Source organism: Streptosporangium brasiliense (assembly GCF_030811595.1).
GTDB classification, from domain to species: domain Bacteria; phylum Actinomycetota; class Actinomycetes; order Streptosporangiales; family Streptosporangiaceae; genus Streptosporangium; species Streptosporangium brasiliense.
Window position 1 is genome coordinate 1831487 of the sequence record NZ_JAUSRB010000002.1, and the last position, 17106, is coordinate 1848592.

General features: G+C 71.4%; 17 protein-coding genes. 9 read left to right on the forward strand and 8 right to left on the reverse strand.

Annotation, left to right across the window (positions count from 1 at the left end; translation table 11 throughout):
- Positions 1 to 114: 114 nt before the first annotated feature.
- Both J2S55_RS17140 and J2S55_RS17145 read right to left on the reverse strand, forming a co-directional pair.
- The gene (locus tag J2S55_RS17140) at positions 115 to 1227 is read right to left on the reverse strand and encodes a Vgb family protein (protein ID WP_306861761.1); all 1113 of its coding nucleotides are present in this window, start codon (positions 1225 to 1227) and stop codon (positions 115 to 117) included.
- A gap of 410 nt (positions 1228 to 1637) precedes the next feature.
- Positions 1638 to 2186 carry a hypothetical protein gene (locus J2S55_RS17145; protein ID WP_306861763.1) on the reverse strand — a complete coding sequence of 183 codons (549 nt, stop codon included), beginning with the start codon at positions 2184 to 2186 and terminating at the stop codon, positions 1638 to 1640.
- A 763-nt stretch (positions 2187 to 2949) separates the two neighbouring features.
- On the opposite strand from J2S55_RS17145, the gene J2S55_RS17150 reads away from it, so the two are divergent.
- Both J2S55_RS17150 and J2S55_RS17155 read left to right on the forward strand, forming a co-directional pair.
- Entirely contained in the window at positions 2950 to 3411 is a 462-nt protein-coding gene (locus J2S55_RS17150; protein WP_306861765.1) for a hypothetical protein, read from the forward strand.
- Entirely contained in the window at positions 3404 to 4588 is a 1185-nt protein-coding gene (locus J2S55_RS17155; protein WP_306861767.1) for a hypothetical protein, read from the forward strand. The genes J2S55_RS17150 and J2S55_RS17155 overlap by 8 nt, the downstream gene beginning before the upstream one ends.
- 58 nt (positions 4589 to 4646) lie before the next feature.
- On the opposite strand, the gene J2S55_RS17160 is transcribed toward J2S55_RS17155, so the two are convergent.
- Together J2S55_RS17160 and J2S55_RS17165 are read right to left on the reverse strand one after the other, a co-directional pair.
- Positions 4647 to 5540 (reverse strand): aldo/keto reductase, encoded by an 894-nt coding sequence (locus J2S55_RS17160; RefSeq protein WP_306861769.1) that lies wholly within the window; start codon positions 5538 to 5540, stop codon positions 4647 to 4649.
- Positions 5541 to 5551: 11 nt separating this feature from the next.
- The gene (locus J2S55_RS17165) at positions 5552 to 6466 is read right to left on the reverse strand and encodes an NAD-dependent epimerase/dehydratase family protein (RefSeq protein ID WP_306861771.1); all 915 of its coding nucleotides are present in this window, start codon (positions 6464 to 6466) and stop codon (positions 5552 to 5554) included.
- A gap of 70 nt (positions 6467 to 6536) precedes the next feature.
- On the opposite strand from J2S55_RS17165, the gene J2S55_RS17170 reads away from it, so the two are divergent.
- The 5 genes from J2S55_RS17170 to J2S55_RS17190 all read left to right on the forward strand — a co-directional run bounded on the left by J2S55_RS17170 (position 6537) and on the right by J2S55_RS17190 (position 11187).
- Positions 6537 to 7454, forward strand: a complete 918-nt coding sequence (locus tag J2S55_RS17170) for a LysR family transcriptional regulator (RefSeq protein WP_306861773.1) — start codon at positions 6537 to 6539, stop codon at positions 7452 to 7454.
- Positions 7455 to 7606: 152 nt separating this feature from the next.
- Positions 7607 to 8143 carry a DUF6609 family protein gene (locus tag J2S55_RS17175; protein ID WP_306861775.1) on the forward strand — a complete coding sequence of 179 codons (537 nt, stop codon included), beginning with the start codon at positions 7607 to 7609 and terminating at the stop codon, positions 8141 to 8143.
- A gap of 100 nt (positions 8144 to 8243) precedes the next feature.
- Positions 8244 to 8756 carry a SigE family RNA polymerase sigma factor gene (locus tag J2S55_RS17180; RefSeq protein ID WP_306861777.1) on the forward strand — a complete coding sequence of 171 codons (513 nt, stop codon included), beginning with the start codon at positions 8244 to 8246 and terminating at the stop codon, positions 8754 to 8756.
- Positions 8753 to 9973 (forward strand): hypothetical protein, encoded by a 1221-nt coding sequence (locus tag J2S55_RS17185; protein ID WP_306861779.1) that lies wholly within the window; start codon positions 8753 to 8755, stop codon positions 9971 to 9973. Before J2S55_RS17180 ends, J2S55_RS17185 begins: the two co-directional genes overlap by 4 nt.
- Before the next feature lie 251 nt (positions 9974 to 10224).
- Complete coding sequence (locus J2S55_RS17190; RefSeq protein ID WP_306861781.1) at positions 10225 to 11187, forward strand: GNAT family N-acetyltransferase; 963 nt, start codon at positions 10225 to 10227, stop codon at positions 11185 to 11187.
- A 15-nt stretch (positions 11188 to 11202) separates the two neighbouring features.
- Here the strand turns inward: J2S55_RS17190 and J2S55_RS17195 are convergent, their stop codons facing one another.
- Complete coding sequence (locus J2S55_RS17195) at positions 11203 to 12774, reverse strand: sensor histidine kinase (protein WP_306861783.1); 1572 nt, start codon at positions 12772 to 12774, stop codon at positions 11203 to 11205.
- A 1-nt stretch (position 12775) separates the two neighbouring features.
- Positions 12776 to 13468, reverse strand: coding sequence for a response regulator transcription factor (locus J2S55_RS17200; protein WP_442480487.1), 693 nt, complete (start codon positions 13466 to 13468; stop codon positions 12776 to 12778).
- Positions 13469 to 13569: 101 nt separating this feature from the next.
- Here J2S55_RS17200 and J2S55_RS17205 point away from each other — a divergent pair, with 101 nt between their 5' ends.
- Positions 13570 to 14187, forward strand: a complete 618-nt coding sequence (locus J2S55_RS17205) for a hypothetical protein (protein WP_306861785.1) — start codon at positions 13570 to 13572, stop codon at positions 14185 to 14187.
- 165 nt (positions 14188 to 14352) lie between these two features.
- On the opposite strand, the gene J2S55_RS17210 is transcribed toward J2S55_RS17205, so the two are convergent.
- On the reverse strand, positions 14353 to 15444 hold the full coding sequence (locus J2S55_RS17210; RefSeq protein WP_306861786.1) for an Rv3169 family protein: 1092 nt from the start codon (positions 15442 to 15444) through the stop codon (positions 14353 to 14355).
- Between the two features lie 131 nt (positions 15445 to 15575).
- Positions 15576 to 16103, reverse strand: a complete 528-nt coding sequence (locus J2S55_RS17215; protein WP_306861787.1) for a hypothetical protein — start codon at positions 16101 to 16103, stop codon at positions 15576 to 15578.
- A 243-nt stretch (positions 16104 to 16346) separates the two neighbouring features.
- Here J2S55_RS17215 and J2S55_RS17220 point away from each other — a divergent pair, with 243 nt between their 5' ends.
- The gene (locus J2S55_RS17220) at positions 16347 to 16883 is read left to right on the forward strand and encodes a peptidylprolyl isomerase (RefSeq protein WP_370879681.1); all 537 of its coding nucleotides are present in this window, start codon (positions 16347 to 16349) and stop codon (positions 16881 to 16883) included.
- Positions 16884 to 17106: the final 223 nt, after the last annotated feature.

A 17106-nucleotide genomic window follows, 5' to 3' on the forward strand; every position in this document is an offset into this window, starting at 1 on the left:
GAGACGGGTCATGCTCCCGGCCCGCCGCGCTCGCGGTGCCCACCGGCGGCGGTCATGTCTGGAGGGAGCAGGACCGCCGCCGACGTACGGCGGGCTCGCGCGGGGACGGCCTGGTCAGGGGGTCACTATGGCGAGCTGGTCGTACCAGTCCTCGGTGAGCCAGAGGTTGTCGTCGGAACCGGTCGTGATCTCGAACGGTCCGGAGAAGTCGGTCGGCAGCGCGTACTCGTTGAGCGTCCCGCCGGTGGTGATGCTGTCGACCCTGCTGCCGAGCTGCTCGACGAACCACAGGTTGTCGTCCGGCCCGCTGGTGATGCCCCAGGGGAAGCCGCTGGGATCCGTGAGCGAGTATTCGGTGAAGCCGGCCCCGGTGGTGGCCGAGGTGACCTTTCCGGTGCCGTCGGTGTACCACAGGTTGCCGTCCGACCCGGTGACGATCCCGATGGGCATCGCACCGGTGGGACCGGCGATCTCGGTGATCGTCCCGCCGGTGGTGATCTTCCCGATGCCGGCCGCGAGGGGCTCGGTGAACCACAGGTTGCCGTCCGGGCCCGGGGTGATGTAGAGCGGGTAGGCGCCGCTGGTCGGCAGGGTGTATTCGGTGATCGTCCCGCCGGTGGTGATCTTCCCGATCCGGTTGCCGTCCGACTCGGTGAACCACAGGTTCCCGTCGGGGCCGGCGGCGATGCTCCAGGGGTAGGAGCCCGAGTTGGGCAGGGTGTATTCGGTGATCGTCCCGCCGGTGGTGATCTTCCCGATCTTGTTGCCGGCGGCCTCGGTGAACCACAGGTTCCCGTCGGGGCCGGTGGTGATGCCCGCCGGCTGGGAGTTCGAGGTGGGGATGGTGTATTCGGTGAACACGCCCGCCGTGGTGACGCGTCCCACCTTGTTGGCGTAGTTCTCGGTGAACCACAGGTTCCCGTCGGGGCCGCTGGTGATCCCCAGGACCGCCGACGGGCTCGTCGGCACCGATATCTCATTGATCGTCGGGGTCAGCTGGGACTCCAGCATGGACATGGGGGCCATCCTGGGCCGGGGCAGCCGCGGGGGGCGGCACCGGATGTGCCGGTGAGAGTGCTTCTGCTTGAGCTTGAGGCAGAGCTTCACCCACGGGCGCGGGGTGGGGCGGTGCGTCGGGGCGGTGGAGGCGGACACGGGCACGTTCATCGTCAGGATCAGGGCCAGGGCCGCGAGCGGATACCCGAGGCGTCTGTAACAGTGGCGCATGACATCCCTTCCATAAAGAAGAAACACAAATAACGCCGGGCGGGCATCCGGGTGCTGTCGGACGGCTGAGATCCGCGATGTGGGACCGCTGCGGAAGGAAATTCTCGACATTAGGACAAACACCCTGAAAGCCTGATCCGGAGGGAATTCTTTATCCCTGTCCGGGCCCGGTTGTCCAAATATCTCTCAGGTCCGACGAGCGCCTTCGCTCATCTATGTTCGTGGCTGGTCATAAGACCGCCAACTCAATGGCTGGGTCCGCGGGCAGGGGGCGGATCTCGCCGGAGAACCGGACGGCTCCCGCCGGAAGGGAGGACGGCTCCGCCGTACATCGGGACCGCGGCTCCGGGGCGGCCCCGGACGGGAGGGCGCCGACCGGCGCGGCACGTCCCGCCGCGGGGACCCGGCGGTCAGGCGGCCGAGTGGGTGATGGTGCCGGTGTAGACGCCCGGGATGGTGGAGAACGGGATGTTGACGACGATTGTCGGCTCCCAACTGGTGGAGGTGGCGGCGACGAGTGACCCCTTGGTCGAGGTGAACGCGGTCACCGGCGTGGACAGCGGGAGTTGCTGGGCGGCGGTGAGCTGCCCCGGGACGCGGACGGCGGTGCCGGAGAAGGCGGTGGTGGGGCCGGACCAGTAGGAGATGTTCGCTTTGGTGATGGTCCCTCCGCCGGCGCGGGTGAAGTCCGTGGCCGAAACGGTGGCCACCCATGTGCGGTTGCCCGGCCGGGTGTCGGACACGGTCACCGTGCCGAGGGAGCCGCTGAGCGTGCTGCCCGCGGCGCCGGTGCCGAGGTTCACCGGGCCGTTGGGCACGGTGATCAACAGCTCGGTGGCACGTAGCACTCGTGCGGTCTCTCTCCCCTTCTCCTTCCCCTTCCCCGCGCCGGCGGCCGAGCTGTCGGCGGCCGAGACCGCGGGGGCGCCGAGCCAGAGCAGCAGGGCGATCGGAGCCATCAGTGACGGGATTGTCCGCACTGCCCTTTCCTCATTCCGATTGCGTTAAATCCTCTTTCGGGTGGCGGACGTGGAGCAGATATCCGCTGGTGTGGAGAAAAGCCGATGGCAGCCTAGGCCACCTGATTTGGGTCGCACTCCCGTATCCCGTCCGTGGGCGGCAAATTGCGGGTAAGGCGACGATAGAATCTTCCGCGCCCGGCTGGAATTGCGCTCGCGCGCCGGTGCGCGTCCATGGCCTTCGCCGAATTTCCCTTCAGGTGGTCGTACGCCGGTGAATTTCACCGCAGGCAGCCGTATTTCGGAAAATCGCCCCGCCGGTGGGCGGGCCCCGGCGGAGAGGCTCCCGTGGCCCGGCGGAGCAGCTCCCCGCCGGGTCCGTCATCCCGCACCCGGCGACCGGACCATCCCCGGGCCGGACCATCCCCGGGCCGGGACGCCCGGCCGCTCCGCGGGGGGAGACGCGCCGGCCGGTGCGACCGATGGTCACATTTGCCACCTGTGATCGCCAATAGTCACCAGAAGATCACCAAAAGTTGCCAGACGCTCATATGGACAGTTTCCGGAGGAGGCGCGCTGAGCAGGATGTGATCACGCAAGGACAACCCGGGCATGGTCGGGTTCGATGAAGGGATCGGTAGTGTCTGGAAGCCGTCTCGGCAGCTCATTGGCAGGTGTCGCGGGCCTGGTCGCGGCAATGGCGATAGTCGCCCTCCCGGCCCAGGCCGGCACATGCCCTGTTTCAACCACGTGTCCCACCACCGTGACGTTCACGGTGACCGCCCCGAACGGGCTGACGATCACCGTGCCCGACGGCCCGGTCGACCTCGGCAGCGGCAACCCGGGCACCCAGATCAGCGGGCAGCTCGGCTCGGTCACGGTCTCCGACCAGCGCGCCGCGCTCACCGCGACGTGGACGGCGTCGGTGATCGCGGCCCCGGGCGGCTTCACCACCGGCGGCGGCACGGCCGCGGAGACCATCCCGAACACCGCGGTGCTGTACTGGTCCGGTCCGGCCACCGCGACGACCGGCACCGGGACCTTCGTCCCCGGGCAGGTGGACGCGGCGGCCGCCCAGACGCTGGACGTCTCGCGCACCGCCTTCAGCAAGACGAGCGGGTCCGGTGACAACTCCGCCACCTGGAACCCGACCATCGTGATCAACATCCCCGCCCAGGCGGTGGCGGGCACCTACACCGGCACGGTGAACCACTCCGTTGCGTAACCCACTGTTGCGGCGGCGCGCGCCGGCGGCGCTGTCCGCGCTCATCCTTCAGGGAGCGCTCATCCTGCACGGGGCGGTCAGCACCCCGGCGATCGCGGACGGGGGCCCGGCGGGCTCCCGTCCGGCCGGCGTGGGCTCCCGCCCGGCCGGAGATCTTCATCCGGCCGGCGTGGGCTCCCGTCCTGCCGGACCGGGCTCCCGTACGGCCGGGAAGGACACCCGTGGGGCCGGGAAGGAGTCCATCGGGATCATGCTCCTGGAGGCCCCGGCCAACCGCATGGACGACCCGCGGGCCCGCATCTTCATCGTCGACCACGTCAACCCCGGCACCGAGTTCACGAGGCGCTTCAAGGTCACCAACAGTTCGTCCCGACCTCAGCACGTCGAGCTCTACGCGAGCGGCGCCTCCGTTGGCAAGGGCGGCTTCGCGTTCGCGCCGGCCCGCACCCCGAACGAGCTGAGCTCGTGGATCAGGCTCAGCCGTTCCGCGGTCGACCTGAAGGCGCACGGCAGCGCGACGGCCAAGGCCACGATCGACGTGCCGGCGATGGCCGTCAGGGGAGAGCGATACGCCGTCATCTGGGCGGAGGTCTCCTCGTCGGCCCCCGGTCCGCAGGGGAACGTCGCCCTCGTCAACCGGGTCGGGATCCGCACCTATCTCGACGTCGGGCCGGGCGGTGAACCCCCGTCGGACTTCCGGGTCGGTGAGGTGCTCCCGCAACGCGCCGAGGACGGCCGGCCGCGGATCGTGGCGAGCGTCTTCAACACGGGCGAACGCGCCCTGGACATCAGCGGGCAACTGTCGCTGTCCGACGGCCCGAGCTCGCTCAGCGCCGGCCCCTTCCGGGCCGCCCGCAACGTGACCGTGGCGCCGGGAGAGCGCGGGGAGATGGCCGTGGTCCTGGGAGAGGGCCTCCCGGACGGGCCGTGGAAGTTCCACCTCGCCCTCCAGAGCGGCCGGGTCAAGCACACGGTGACCGGCACCCTCACCTTCCCGGAGAAGGCCGGCACCTGGGGCCCGCCGGCCTCGCTGGACTCCCCCCTGATGCTGACGGTCACACTCGCCGGGCTGGTGGCCCTCGCCGCCGCGGTGCCGCTCCTCGTCTTCGGCTTCCGCCGCATCGCCGCGCGCCGGCAGAGGTTGTCGGCGAGCGGTCTCCGTGACGATCCCTCCTGACGCCGGGTGACGCGGCGTCAGGGCCGGTGGCCGGCCGGTCGGCCGCCGGGAGGAGGGCCTACCGGCTTTCGGCGGCCTCCAGCAGGGTGATCTCGTCCGCGCCGAGCACCAGGCCGGCGGCCGCCGCGGAGTCGCGGGCCGTCTCGGGGCGGCTGGCCCCGGGGATCGGGACGGTGGCCGGGGACCGGGCCAGCAGCCAGGCGAGACAGACCTGCTGCGGGCTCACCCCGTGCTCGCGCGCGACCGCGTGGAAGGCGGCGTACGCCGGGTCGGGCACGCCGGAGCGGGACCGGCCGTCGAGCGAGCTGCGGGAGATGCCGCCGAGCGGGCTCCAGGGCAGGAACGCGACGCCCAGCTCCTCGCAGAGGCGCAGCTCCGGCTCGCCGGCGCGGACGGCCGGGGAGAACCGGTTCTGCACCGAGGCCAGCCTGCCGCCCAGGATGTCGTGCGCCTGGCGGATCTGCCCGGCGTCGGCGTTGGAGACGCCGGCCATGCGGATCTTGCCCTCGTCGAGCAGCTCGGCCAGCGCGCCGACGGAGTCGGCCCAGGGGACGGCGGGGTCCGGCTTGTGGAGCTGGTACAGCCCGATCGTGTCGACGCCGAGCCGCTTGAGCGACGCCTCGCAGGCCCGCTTGAGGTGGTCCGGTGAGCCGTCGACCGTCCACGAGCCGTCGCCCGGCCGGCCCCGGCCGCCCTTGGTGGCGACGAGCACCTCCGCGGTGCCGCCGCCGTACGCGGCGAGCGCGCGGGCGACCAGCTCCTCGTTGTGGCCGCTCTCGCCGGCGTGCCAGTGGTAGGAGTCGGCGGTGTCGATCAGCGTCACGCCGGCGTCGAGCGCGGCGTGGATGGTGGCGACCGCCCGGCGGTCGTCCGGCCGCCCCTCGATCGACAGGGGCATGGCGCCCAGTCCGACGGCGCTGACCGGGACGCCGCCGATGTGGCGGGTACGCATGTCCGGTGACCTCACAGTGCTTGGGCGACGGCGTCCGGCAGCCAGTCGCGGGTGTGGGAGAAGGCGAAGCCGAGCCGGCCGGCCCGGCTGTTGTCCATGCCGTAGTAGTGGCCGAACGAGTACGGCGAGACCTCGGCGCCCCCGGACCTGTCGTAGACCGGCCGGGCGGCGGTGTGCGAGGCGATCCGGTCGCACAGCTCGAAGACGTCGAACTCACCGTGGGAACGGGCGTTGACGGCGCCGGTGAAGTCGGCGCCCGCCGTCCACCGCAGGAACTCGGCGATCTCCCTGTGGTGGACGAACGACGACGGATGGTTGTCACGGTGGACCACGATGGGGCGGCCCGCGCGGATCCGTTCGACGTAGTGCCGGAGCCTGCCGGTGAAGTCGGCCGGGCCGCCGCCCATGACGTGACCGGACCGCACGGTGACGAAGGGGAACGCGGCCTCGCGGGTGAAGACCGCTTCGGCCTGCCGCTTGCCCTCGCCGTACTGGTTCTCCAGGAACGCCCGGTCGTGCCAGGGCAGGCCCGGATCCACCGGCCACAGCTCCGGGTCGACGGCCGTCTCGGCCATCGGGGTGCCGGGAGCGGCCGCGGGGACGCCGCCGGCCGGGGAGTGGTCGTAGACCTCGATGGTCGAGGTCATCACATACCGTCCGGTGCGGCCGGCGAAGACCCGCGCGGCGACGGCGGCCTGGAGCGGCGTGTTGCACACCTGGTCGACGACCACGTCGAAGGTACGGGTGCCCAGTGCCCGGGCGAGCCCCCGCTCGTCGTCGCGGTCGGCCACGACGTGGGTCACGCCCGGGGGCGGCGCCTGCGAGCCGCGGTTGACGAGCGTGACGTCGACGCCCCGGTCCCGTAGCCCTGCGACCAGGTGCCGGCCGAAGTAGCGGCTGCCGCCGATGACGCATACCTCTTTCATGCCTTCATCCTGTCCATATACGGTTTTAAGCAGAAGTGGTGATCTGCTTAAGCGGCTGTTAGGGAAACTGATGATCGATGTCCAGCGGCTGCGGATCCTGCGCGAGGTCGCCCGGCACGGCAGCTTCAGCCGGGCCGCCGCCGCGCTGCTGCTCACCCCGTCGGCGGTCTCCCAGCAGATCGCCGCGCTGGAGCGGACGCTCGGGACGCCGGTGGTCCACCGCAGCACCCGCGGGGCGGTGCTCACCGAGCCGGGCCGGCTGCTCGTCGAGGCCGCCGAGACGATCTCGGCGGAGCTGCGGCACACCCAGGAACAGATCGACCGGTTCACGACCGGCCGCGCCACCCTCACCGTCGCGACGTTCACCAGCGGAGGCCGTTATCTGCTGCCGGCCGCGCTCGCCCGCTTCACCGCCGATCACCCGGAGGTCGAGCTGACCGTGCTGGAGCACGAGCCGGAGGGCAGCCTGCCGATGATCCGTGAGGGGCGGGCCGACATCGCGCTGGCCTACCACTTCGACAGTCCGCCGCCGGTCCGGCCCGGCGACCGCTCGCGCCTGACGTGGACGCCGCTGATGGAGGACCCGATGTCCGTCGTCGTGCCCGCCGGCCACCGGCTCGCCGGCCGCGCGTCGGTCGACCTGGCCGAGATCGTCGCCGAGCGATGGGTGCTGGGCTGCCTCAAGACCGGGGACTTCCTCCACCGCTACGCCACACTCGCCGGCTCCGAGCTGCGCGTCTCGGCCAGCACCACCGACTACTTCTTCGCCCAGGTGCTGGTCGCCGCCGGCGTGGGCATCGCGATGATCCCCGAGGTCGCGCTCCGGCCGTCGGCGGAACTGGTGGCCGTACCGGTCGGGCCGCCGCGCCCCGCCCGCTACATCGGGGTGGCCGTCGCGCGCCGGCGCCTGACGCGGCCGCACGTCGCCGCGCTCGCCGAGGCGCTGCGCCTGGCCGTGCCCGGCGGCGCGGTCCACTGCGGCGGGTGAGGTCTCGGGCGGCCGGGCGGCGGGCGCGCGGCAGGGGGGCGGAGGTCACCCTCGGTGCGGGCGTGATCACATTTCTGGCCAAAACGCGATAGATCTCGTTTATGGCTTTAAGGTCAGGTTGCCAGAGTCAATGCGCTGACCGAAAGAGCGTCATGATCCCCCTGCTCGCACTGGACGCCGTCCCGCCCCACCCCTATCCGCTGATCCGTGGCGGCGGCCTCTTCCTCATCTTCGTCGGCCTCGGCTTCCTGCTCGGCTGGATCTTCCCCAGCAAGTGGATACCGCTCGGCATCGGCGGGTTCGTCACCGGATTCGTCGCCAGCGGTCTCAGCGCGCTGCTGAAGCCGTCCCTGGGCACGCCCTCCCTGGTGCAGATCGCCGCACTGGTCGTCTCCTTCGTCGTCGAGGCCGGTCTCATCTACTACGTGGTCACCACGTTCAAGGACCGGGATGACCGGACCATGATCCTGAGCATCCTGTTCGTGGTCGGCCTGCACTTCGTCATCATGGGGATGGCGCACGGGCCGCTGATCGCGATCCTCGGCGTGGTGACGTCGCTGAACGCCTGGATCGGGCTGAAGGTGACGCCGAGGTCGCCGCTCCGCCTGGTGGGCGGCATCGACGCGCTGCTGAAGGTCGGAGTGGGCTCCTGGATGCTGTTCCTCCACCCCGCGCTCACCTACACGTGACCTGGCAGGGCGGGCACCGCTCCGGATCCGTACGGCACGCGGAGCATAGCGGCGGCCACCCGGTGCGTCTGTAGGGCGTAACCACACAGTGGAGGTGATCGTGGACGCCGCAGAGGAGCGACGGTTCCGCGAATTCGTCTCGGCGCGGTCCCCCGCGCTGATGCGCCTGGCCTACCTGCTGACCGGTGGCGACCAGCACGCGGCGGAGGACCTGCTGCAGACCGCGCTGGCCAGAACGGTCGTCAGGTGGCGGAGCGTGGGCACACCCGAGGCATACGTCCGGCGGGCGATGTACCGCCAGCAGGTCTCCTGGTGGCGGCGGCGACGGGAGACGGTCATCGCCCAGCCGCCCGACCGGGCCGTGGCCGATGGCACGCACGGGGTCGAGCTGCAGCTGGTCATGCGTCGCGCGCTGGCCCGGCTGACGGCCCGGCAGCGGGCCGTGCTGATCCTGCGCTACTACGAGGACCTGCCGGAGGCCGAGGTGGCCGACATCCTCGGCTGTTCGGTGGGCACGGTCCGCAGCACCGCCCACCGCTCCCTGGCCAGGTTGCGCGAGCTCGCACCCGAGCTGCGGGAGCCGTACACGATCTTCGGGGAGGCCACGGCATGACCATCGACGAGCTCGTCAGGCGGACCCTTCACGACTGGTCCGACGAGGCGCAGATCCCCACGGACCTGGCGTCGAAGGCGCTCGGGAAGCGCCGGCGTGTCAGGGGCAGGACGTTCGCGGTGGTCGCGGGGGCGACCGCGGCCGTCGTGGCGGGTGCGCTCACGGTCCCGGCATTGCTCCAGGGGGCGGGGGGCGGCGACACGCGGCCCGCCATCGCCGTCCTGACCGATCCGAGCCCGTCCACGGAGACCGTGGGCGACCTGGAGTCCACGCCGCCGAAGACCCTGGTGGCGGCGGGCGGTACGGCGCTCTACTCCTACTACGTCTGGGACGAGGAGAGGATCCCCAACGGACGGCAGGTGCTGAGGCGGACCTGGTACCGCTACGACAAGGGTCGGCAGACCTACGAGCGGACGCCGTGGGCGTGGCTCGACGTCGCGCAGGGCGGGCAGTCCGTCGCGGTGATGGAGACGGTCCCCGCACGGCGGGTCGGGGTGATCACCACCCCGGGGGACGAGGTCCGGTGGATCGACCTGGAGCGCCCGGCCGGGGCCGTGAGCTGGTCTCCCGACGCCACGAAGCTGCTGGTCACCAACTACGGCGGCAATCCCGACGAGTCCTACCCCTTGGTGAACAACAGCCGGGAGATGCTGCCCACGACCCGGACCGGCTACACCGTCGTCGACATGGACAGCGGGCAGACCGCGTTCCACCCGCTGGAGCCGGACGAGAACAACCGCTTCGGCGGTCGCCTGGACTTCGCCTGGAGCACGGACGGCACCCTGGTCTGGGAGCACAACAGCACCCCGCCCGGCACCAAGAAGTTCTACGACCTGGACGGAAACCCGCGGCAGGGGCCGCCGGGCGCGGCCGACACCTACGAGACCGCCGGGGTGTCGCCCGACGGCCGGTGGATCGCGGCCCGGAGCCCGGACAAGAACGCCGCCATGGGCCTGAAGGACGTGCGCACCGGCGAGGTCATATCGGTCAAGCCGATCGAGGGGCAGTGGGTCGAGCAGCTCGTCGCCTGGGCGGACGACGACCACGTGATCACGTGGGCGTGCGAGTCCAAGGGGTTCAACAGCTGCGTCGGCAGCGAGTTCCGCAACCGGCTGCTCCTGGTGGACGTGAACGGGGGCGAGGCCGTGCCGCTCACCGGCTACCGCGAGAACAGTCAGCGGCCCGGCTCGTGGGTGCCCGTCTTCACCCGCCGCTGAACGGCCGCGCGGGCCGCCTGGGATGACCGTGCGGGCCGTCCGAGGGACCGTGCGGCGGGTCGCGGGCCGTACCGGGTGTGCGTGCGGGCCGTACGGGGAGATTCCGTGTGGCCCGCGCCGGGCCGCCGCGCGACAGGGGGATCCCTGTCGGCGGACCGGCGGCACGGGCCTCGGCTCGCCGGTCCGGGCTGGCCCGCACGGCGGTGAAAATCCTTGGCCGTATGGCCGTATGTCAACATATGCTGTTGATCATGACGTTCGACTGGGCTCCGCTGACCAGGGACGACGCGGGTAGCTGGGCGGAACTGCTCGCCGAGGTCGAGAGGGCGGACCGGGTCGGGGAGAACTACGGCGCCGGTGACCTCGCCGACGACCTCGACAACCCGCTGCTCGACCTGGCCGAGGGCACCCTGGCCGCGTGGGACGGGGACAGGATGGTGGCCTTCGGCGTCACCGCCTGCCGCCCCACCGCCGACCCGGTCCACAAGATGACCCTGTGGGGCGCGGTCCACCCGGCGTACCGGCGCCGCGGCCTCGGCGGCCACCTGCTCGATTGGGCCGTCCGCACCACGCCGGTGCTGCACGGACGCCGCTTCCCCGGCCGGCCGCTCGAACTCCACCTCCACGCCTTCGACAGCAACGAGGGCGCGGCCGCGCTGGCCGTCCGGAAGGGGATGACCCCGGCCCGGTGGTTCTACGGCATGAGCCGCGACCTGGGCGTGGCACCGCCCGCGGCCGTCCTGCCCGGCGGCCTGGAGATCGTCACCTGTCGCGGGGATCTCCAGGAGGCCGCCCGCGAGGTGTACAACGCATCCTTCGCCGACCACTGGGGCAGCACCCCCCACACCCCGGAGAGCTGGAGGCGCGCCGTCGTCGGTGTGCGGGCATTCCGTCCAGAGAGCTCCTTCCTCGTCCGGGACCGGTCGGGCGGGAGCGTGGCGGTGCTGCTCACCTACTACTACGAGGCCGACACCGAGGCCACCGGGGTCCGCGAGGCGTGGATCCAGATCATCGGCACCCTGCGGGAGTGGCGGGGCAAGGGGGTGGCCGGCGCGCTGCTCGCCCACGCCCTCGCCGAGTTCCGCGCCCAGGGCTACGCGAAGGCCGGGCTGGGGGTGGACGCCGACAACCCGACCGGCGCCCTGGGGGTCTACACCCGCGCCGGATTCGAGGTCGAGCAGCGCACGACCACCTACACCCTGCCGATCGGCTGAGCGGGGACGTGCCCTTCACCCGGCCGGCGGACTGAGCGGGAAACGGGCACGGAGCCGGGCCCCGGGGTCTCCCTCGGCGACGTGCAGGCCACCGCCGTGCCGTACCGCGATGTCCCGGGCGATGGCGAGGCCGAGGCCGGACCCGCCCGCGTCCCGGTCCCGCGCCTCGTCCAGCCGGGTGAATCGGTCGAAGACCGCCTCACGGTGCTCGGCCGGGATGCCGGGTCCGTCGTCGCACACGTCGAGTACGGCCTCGCCGTCCTCCAGGGCCAGGCGGACGGTGACCGCGGAGTCCGCGTGCCGTACCGCGTTGTCCACCAGGTTGGCCACCAGGCGGCGCAGCTCCTCGGCGGAGCCGCGGACCACCACGTCGGCGGCCACCTCCAGCCCGACGCGGATCTCCGGCCTGGGCCGGGACAGGGCCGCCTCCTCGGCGGCGACCTGGCCGAGGTCCACCTCGCCGTGACAGGCCGGCTCACCGGCGTCCAGGCGGGCCAGCAGCAGCAGGTCGGAGGTGAGCGCCTGGATCCGCTCCACGTCCGTCAGCGCCTCGGCCGCCAGCGGTCCGGGCGGGGCGAGCTCCAGGCGGGTCCGCAGGACGGCCAGCGGGCTGCGCAGCTCGTGGGCGGCGTCGGCGACGAAGCGCTTGTGCCGGTCGACGGCCAGCTCCAGGCGGTCGAGCGTGCGGTTCATGGTCTCGGCGAGACGGGCGATCTCGTCGCGGGAGCGCGGCACCGGGACCCGGCGGTGCAGATCGCTGGCGGTGATGTCGGCCATCTCGGCGCGGATGGCCGAGACCGGCGCGAGCGCCCGGCCGACCGCCAGCCAGGTCAGGGCCGCGACCAGCAGGAGCAGTCCGGGGATGCCGGGCAGCAGCAGTCCGTTCAGGCTCTCCAGGGCGGCCTTGGCGGGTTCCAGGGAGGCCCTGGCCCGCACGAGCAGCGTGCCCTCATCGGTCTCGACGGGCATGCTGGCCACCGTGAACATGCTCGCGGGCGCCCACCGCTCGGCGGCCACGGAGGCCTCCAGGACAGCCGCCTCCCGGCCGGTGACCGGCCGGGTGGTGTCCGACTTGAGGTCGTCTGACCGGGTGGTGTCCGGCTCGGACTTGGCCGACCGGGTGGTGTCCGACTTGAGGTCACCCGGCCGGGTGGTGTCCGGCTCGGTCTTGGCCGGCCGGGTGACGCCCGAGCCGGGGCCGCCCGGCGTGGGGCCGCCGGACCCGGGACCGGACGTCTCCGGGCCGGTCGGTCCGCAGACGGTCGGTCCATAGACGGTCGGTCCGAGGGGGATCGACCGGGCCGGCTGGGCGATGGCCGCTCCCCACTCCCCGGCCGGAAGGTCGTCCTTGTCGAGGACCTGGATGTCGGGATCCAGCGACTCGGCCTGCTTGCTGACGAGGACACCGGGGCTCGCGGTGATCAGGCCGGCGGTGACGTCGGCGCGCCGGACGGCGTCGGCCGAAGCGCTCTCCACGAGGCTGCCCCGGAGCACGCCGACGAGCACCGCCGCCGCGACGCCCAGCGCGACCGCGACGATGGCGGTGGCGGCGAGAGTTGCCCTGACCCTGACCGACAGGCGCGACATCTCAGGCCTCCAGCCGGTATCCGGCGCCGCGCACGGTCATCAGGGACGACCGGCCGAACGGAGCGTCGATCTTGCGGCGTAGCGCGCTGATGTAGACCTCGACGATGTTCGGGTCGCCGTCGTAGGAGAAGTCCCACGCCTGCGCCAGCAGCTCGCTCTTGGAGACCACCTCACCCTGCCTGCGGGCCAGGCCGTGCAGGACCGCGAACTCCTTCGGGGTGAGGGAGATCTCCACCTCGCCCCGGCGGCAGCGGAGCCCGGCCGGATCGACGGTCAGGTCGCCCACCGTGATGGAGACCGGCCTGGCCTGGCCGCCCCGGCGCACCAGCGCGCGCAGCCGGGCCAGCAGCACCACGTAGGAGAACGGCTTGGACAGGAAGTCGTCGGCCCCGGTGTCCAGGGCCTCGGCCTCGTCGTGCACGCCGTCCTTGGCGGTGAGCATCAGTATCGGCGTCCAGTTCTCCGCCTCGCGGAGCCTGGCGCAGACGGTGTAGCCGTTCATCCGGGGCAGCATGACGTCGAGCACGATCACGTCGTAGGCGTTCTCGCTCGCCATCCACAGCCCGTCGCGCCCGTCGTGGGCGACGTCCACGGCGAACCCCTCGCCGGCCAGGCCGCCCTTCAGCAGGTCGGCCAGGCGCTTCTCGTCCTCAACCAGCAGCACGCGCATGCCGCCCAGCGTGCCGTACCCCACCTAAAGCCAACCTGAAGACGGGTTCGGCCGCGTTCAGCGTGGGTTCAGGTGGCGTGCGGGACGGTGTGGCCGTCAGATCCGATCAACCGAGGAGAGCAAGAATGCGCATCCGTTACCTCGCCGCGGCCGTGGTCACCGCCGGCGCTCTGATGGCGACCCTGACCGGGGCGGCCAACGCCTCCGACGCCCCCGCCCCGACCGCGCCGGCCGAGACCGTCGCCGTCACGTGCGAGGGGGCCGAGGGGCATGCCGTCCTCGCGCGCAAGCTCACCGAGGCCGAGGTGAAGGAGCTCCAGGCCAAGGGCGGCACGCCGGCGAAGGCCACCATGCCCGCGACCGGGATGAAGATCGACAAGCTCCCCGAGGGGGCGGAGATCCCCGAGTTTCCCGAGGGGGTGACGGTCACCAAGCTGCCCGACGGGACGGAGATCGCCAAGCTCCCCGAGGGAGCGGAGGCCCCCGGGCTCCCTGACGTGGTGAAGGCCGTCCCCGCCCTGCCGGCCACCCCGCTCGACTCATCAGAGCGGGCCGGGACCGAGAAGGGCGGGATCCTCTCGCCCAAGGACGACGAGACTGTTGCGGCCAGGGTCCTCCCGGCCGAGGAGGTAGAGGTCGGCAAGGCCGTGCCGCCCGCCGAGGGCGTGATCGTCACCTGCTCCAAGGCGGAGCGGGCCGAGGACTTCAAGGCGGAGCCGGCCGAGGAGGCCGGCGGCCGGTAGCCCGGTGACGCGCGGCCGTGACGGACAGGGCTCGGCGCCGTACCGGACGGAGCCCGGCGGTGCGGTCCGCGCCGGGCGGGAGCCTGGGCGGGACTCCTGCGGTGCGGGCCGTACCCGGTGGGAGCCTGGGCGGGACTCCTGCGGCGCGGCCCGCGCCGGGCGGGATCAGGCGTCGGGGAAGGACGGGTGCGGGCCCAGGGCCCAGTACTCGTACAGGCCGTAGCCGACCTGGCCGTCGTATTCGAACCGGCCGACCGCGTCGACCAGGCCCCACATGCGGGCGGCGTCCTCCGGCAGGGTGTGGGTGACGCCCTGGACCACCGTGCCGGGGCCCTGATACATGCCGTGCCTCCAGTCCGGTTCCAGGCCATATCCGGTGCCCACCATCAGGTGCACCGGGAGGATCGGAGTGCAGCGCACGTCGAAGGGCCTGCCGCCCGGCGGCGAGAAGGAGATCGTCGCCTCTCGCACGTCCCGGGTGCCGGCCACGTATTCGGGACGGTACTCGGGGCGGCCGAGATATTCCTGCTCGCCCTCCCGGGGAGATCCGAAGCCCCACACCCTGACCGCCTCCTCCAGCACCCGGCGGCCTTTGTCGTCCTCCTGGAGGATGCACAGGATGGCGTGGTCGTCGAACTGGACGGGGGTGTAGAGCCAGTAGAAGGTGCCCGGGTCGCGGGCCTGGATCCCGGGGGGCTCGGGCTCGCCGACCGGCCGGATGCCCCAGGAGCGGTCGCGGGTGCCCTGCCACCGGTCGGGGGTGATCTCGACGCGCTCGTCGCCGATCAGGATGTGCCCGCTCCACCGGCCGGTCTGGGCCATCCGGGAGGAGTCGAACACGACCCGCTCCTGCCTGCGCACATGGTGCCGGGGCTCCAGCGTGGCCGGGATCGTCGCCTCCCAGGTCAGGTCGTAGGACAGGCCGTGCTCGTTGGGGTCGAGCACGATCCGCAGCCGCCTGAGCCCCTCGATCACCTCGATCCGGAACGGGCCGATCCGGGTGTCCATCCGGTCGTCGCCGAGCTCTCGGGAGGCTCGGACGACCCGGTGCAGGTCCCGGTGGCGCACGCAGGCGAAGGCGTCGGTGACGCCGAGGTTGGGGTACTGGCCGGCGCCGACGATCAGCATCAGCTCGTCGGAGCCGGCGTGACAGTTGAAGTAGTACCGGTCGTAGAAGTTGCGGTCGGAGGTCACGACGTGCCGCATCACGTCGGGCGACTGGTGGACGGGGTAGTCGTCGAGCGGCGACAGCGTCATCGGTGCTCCTTCGGCCTGAGGAACACGTTCTAACAAGCGCTTGGTACGAGAGTCAACACGGTCGGCACACAGGAGTACGGCCCGCGACCGGGGCGCGGGCCGTACTCCGATAACCGGTGTGATCCGATAAATCAGGGCAACTTGGTGGAGGCCTGATCCGCCGCGGTCTCGGCCTCATCGCCGGGCCCGCCTGCCGTGGAACCGGCCTTCGACCTGACGCCGTGCGCCATCTCGACGGCCTTGTCCGCCGTGGCGTGCGCCTTCTCACTCATCCAGCGGGACGCGTCGGACGTGCTGTCCTTCATCGCCTCGGTCCACTGGTCGGTGCTCTTGCGGTACATCGCGAAGCCGATGGCCCCGACCGCGAGACCGGTGAACAGCAGGACCATCGGCCATCTGCGTGACCTGGCCGCCGGAGTGGGATCGATCTTCGTGGCGGCCTGCGACAGCAGCGCGCTGACCTTCGGCGCGAGCTGTTCCTCGAAGGAGTGGGCGGCGGCGTCCAGCCTGGGTGCCGCCCATCCCCTGGCCAGGTAGACCTTCTCGTTGGCCGCGACTCGGGCGTTGGTCGCCGCGTCGCGGGCATGGGCGGCCGTGTCGCGGGCGTGGGTGGCCATCGGGCCCACCCGGTCGGCGGCGCGTGCGAGCTGAGCCTTCATGTAACCCAGCCGCGTGTCCGGTATCACTATCTCGATGTGGCGCTTTCCAAATTGTGCAAGAGGCACTTCAACCTCCCCTGTCGTCGGGGCCCCGTTGCCTCCCCTGCCCGATCGGGCGAGGCTCAATCATGACCGGCCGTGGGAGGATGCTAGATGGACCGGCTACGGCCGCAACCGTTAAAACACCACAAGAGCACTATGTTGCAGAGGCTTTAGCCAATACCAGAAGGGGGCAATCCGATCGTGGCTGAGAAGTTGATCGCGAACCTGAAGACCAACCGCGGCACCGTGAAGATCCAGCTCTTCCCGGACCACGCGCCCAAGACCGTGCGCAACTTCGTCGAGCTGGCCGAGGGCACCCGGGAGTGGGTGAACCCGCAGACCGGCGAGAAGACCACCGACAAGCTCTACGACGGGACGATCTTCCACCGGGTCATCGACGGCTTCATGATCCAGGGCGGCGACCCGCTCGGCCAGGGCACCGGCGGCCCGGGCTACAAGTTCGACGACGAGATCCACCCCGACCTCTACTTCAACCGTCCCTACCTGCTCGCCATGGCCAACGCCGGCATCCAGTTCGGCAAGGGCACCAACGGCTCGCAGTTCTTCATCACGGTGGTGCCCACGCCGCACCTCAACGGCAAGCACTCCATCTTCGGCGAGGTCGTCGAGGGTCAGGACGTCGTCGACGCCATCATCAAGACCGACACCGACGCCCGTGACCGGCCCAAGGACCCGGTCGTGCTGGAGTCGGTCACCATCGACCGCGTCCAGGGCTGACGCCCGCGGAGCGGCGGTCTCCGCGAGGAGGCCGCCGTTTCACGTGCCCGGACACTCAGGATCATGAATAGGCTGGCAGTCTGTGGATAACAGCACGGTCGAAGGGGCCAGCGAGACGCCATGACCACCCAGCCACCCAGCGAGCCTGACACCGCCGCCGTTCCCACGTGCTATCGGCACCCCGGCCGTGAGACCTATGTGCGCTGCCAGCGCTGCGATCGTC

Excerpts from the sequence above, each read along its gene's own strand:
- J2S55_RS17170 (WP_306861773.1), top strand. The coding sequence starts at position 6,537 with ATGATCGATGTCCAGCGGCTGCGGATCCTGCGCGAGGTCGCCCGGCAC.
- J2S55_RS17145 (WP_306861763.1), bottom strand. The coding sequence starts at position 2,186 with ATGGCTCCGATCGCCCTGCTGCTCTGGCTCGGCGCCCCCGCGGTCTCG.
- J2S55_RS17215 (WP_306861787.1), bottom strand. The coding sequence starts at position 16,103 with ATGAAGGCTCAGCTCGCACGCGCCGCCGACCGGGTGGGCCCGATGGCC.
- J2S55_RS17160 (WP_306861769.1), bottom strand. The coding sequence starts at position 5,540 with ATGCGTACCCGCCACATCGGCGGCGTCCCGGTCAGCGCCGTCGGACTG.
- J2S55_RS17205 (WP_306861785.1), top strand. The coding sequence starts at position 13,570 with ATGCGCATCCGTTACCTCGCCGCGGCCGTGGTCACCGCCGGCGCTCTG.
- J2S55_RS17190 (WP_306861781.1), top strand. The coding sequence starts at position 10,225 with ATGACGTTCGACTGGGCTCCGCTGACCAGGGACGACGCGGGTAGCTGG.
- J2S55_RS17140 (WP_306861761.1), bottom strand. The coding sequence starts at position 1,227 with ATGCGCCACTGTTACAGACGCCTCGGGTATCCGCTCGCGGCCCTGGCC.
- J2S55_RS17165 (WP_306861771.1), bottom strand. The coding sequence starts at position 6,466 with ATGAAAGAGGTATGCGTCATCGGCGGCAGCCGCTACTTCGGCCGGCAC.
- J2S55_RS17175 (WP_306861775.1), top strand. The coding sequence starts at position 7,607 with ATGATCCCCCTGCTCGCACTGGACGCCGTCCCGCCCCACCCCTATCCG.
- J2S55_RS17210 (WP_306861786.1), bottom strand. The coding sequence starts at position 15,444 with ATGACGCTGTCGCCGCTCGACGACTACCCCGTCCACCAGTCGCCCGAC.
- J2S55_RS17185 (WP_306861779.1), top strand. The coding sequence starts at position 8,753 with ATGACCATCGACGAGCTCGTCAGGCGGACCCTTCACGACTGGTCCGAC.
- J2S55_RS17195 (WP_306861783.1), bottom strand. The coding sequence starts at position 12,774 with ATGTCGCGCCTGTCGGTCAGGGTCAGGGCAACTCTCGCCGCCACCGCC.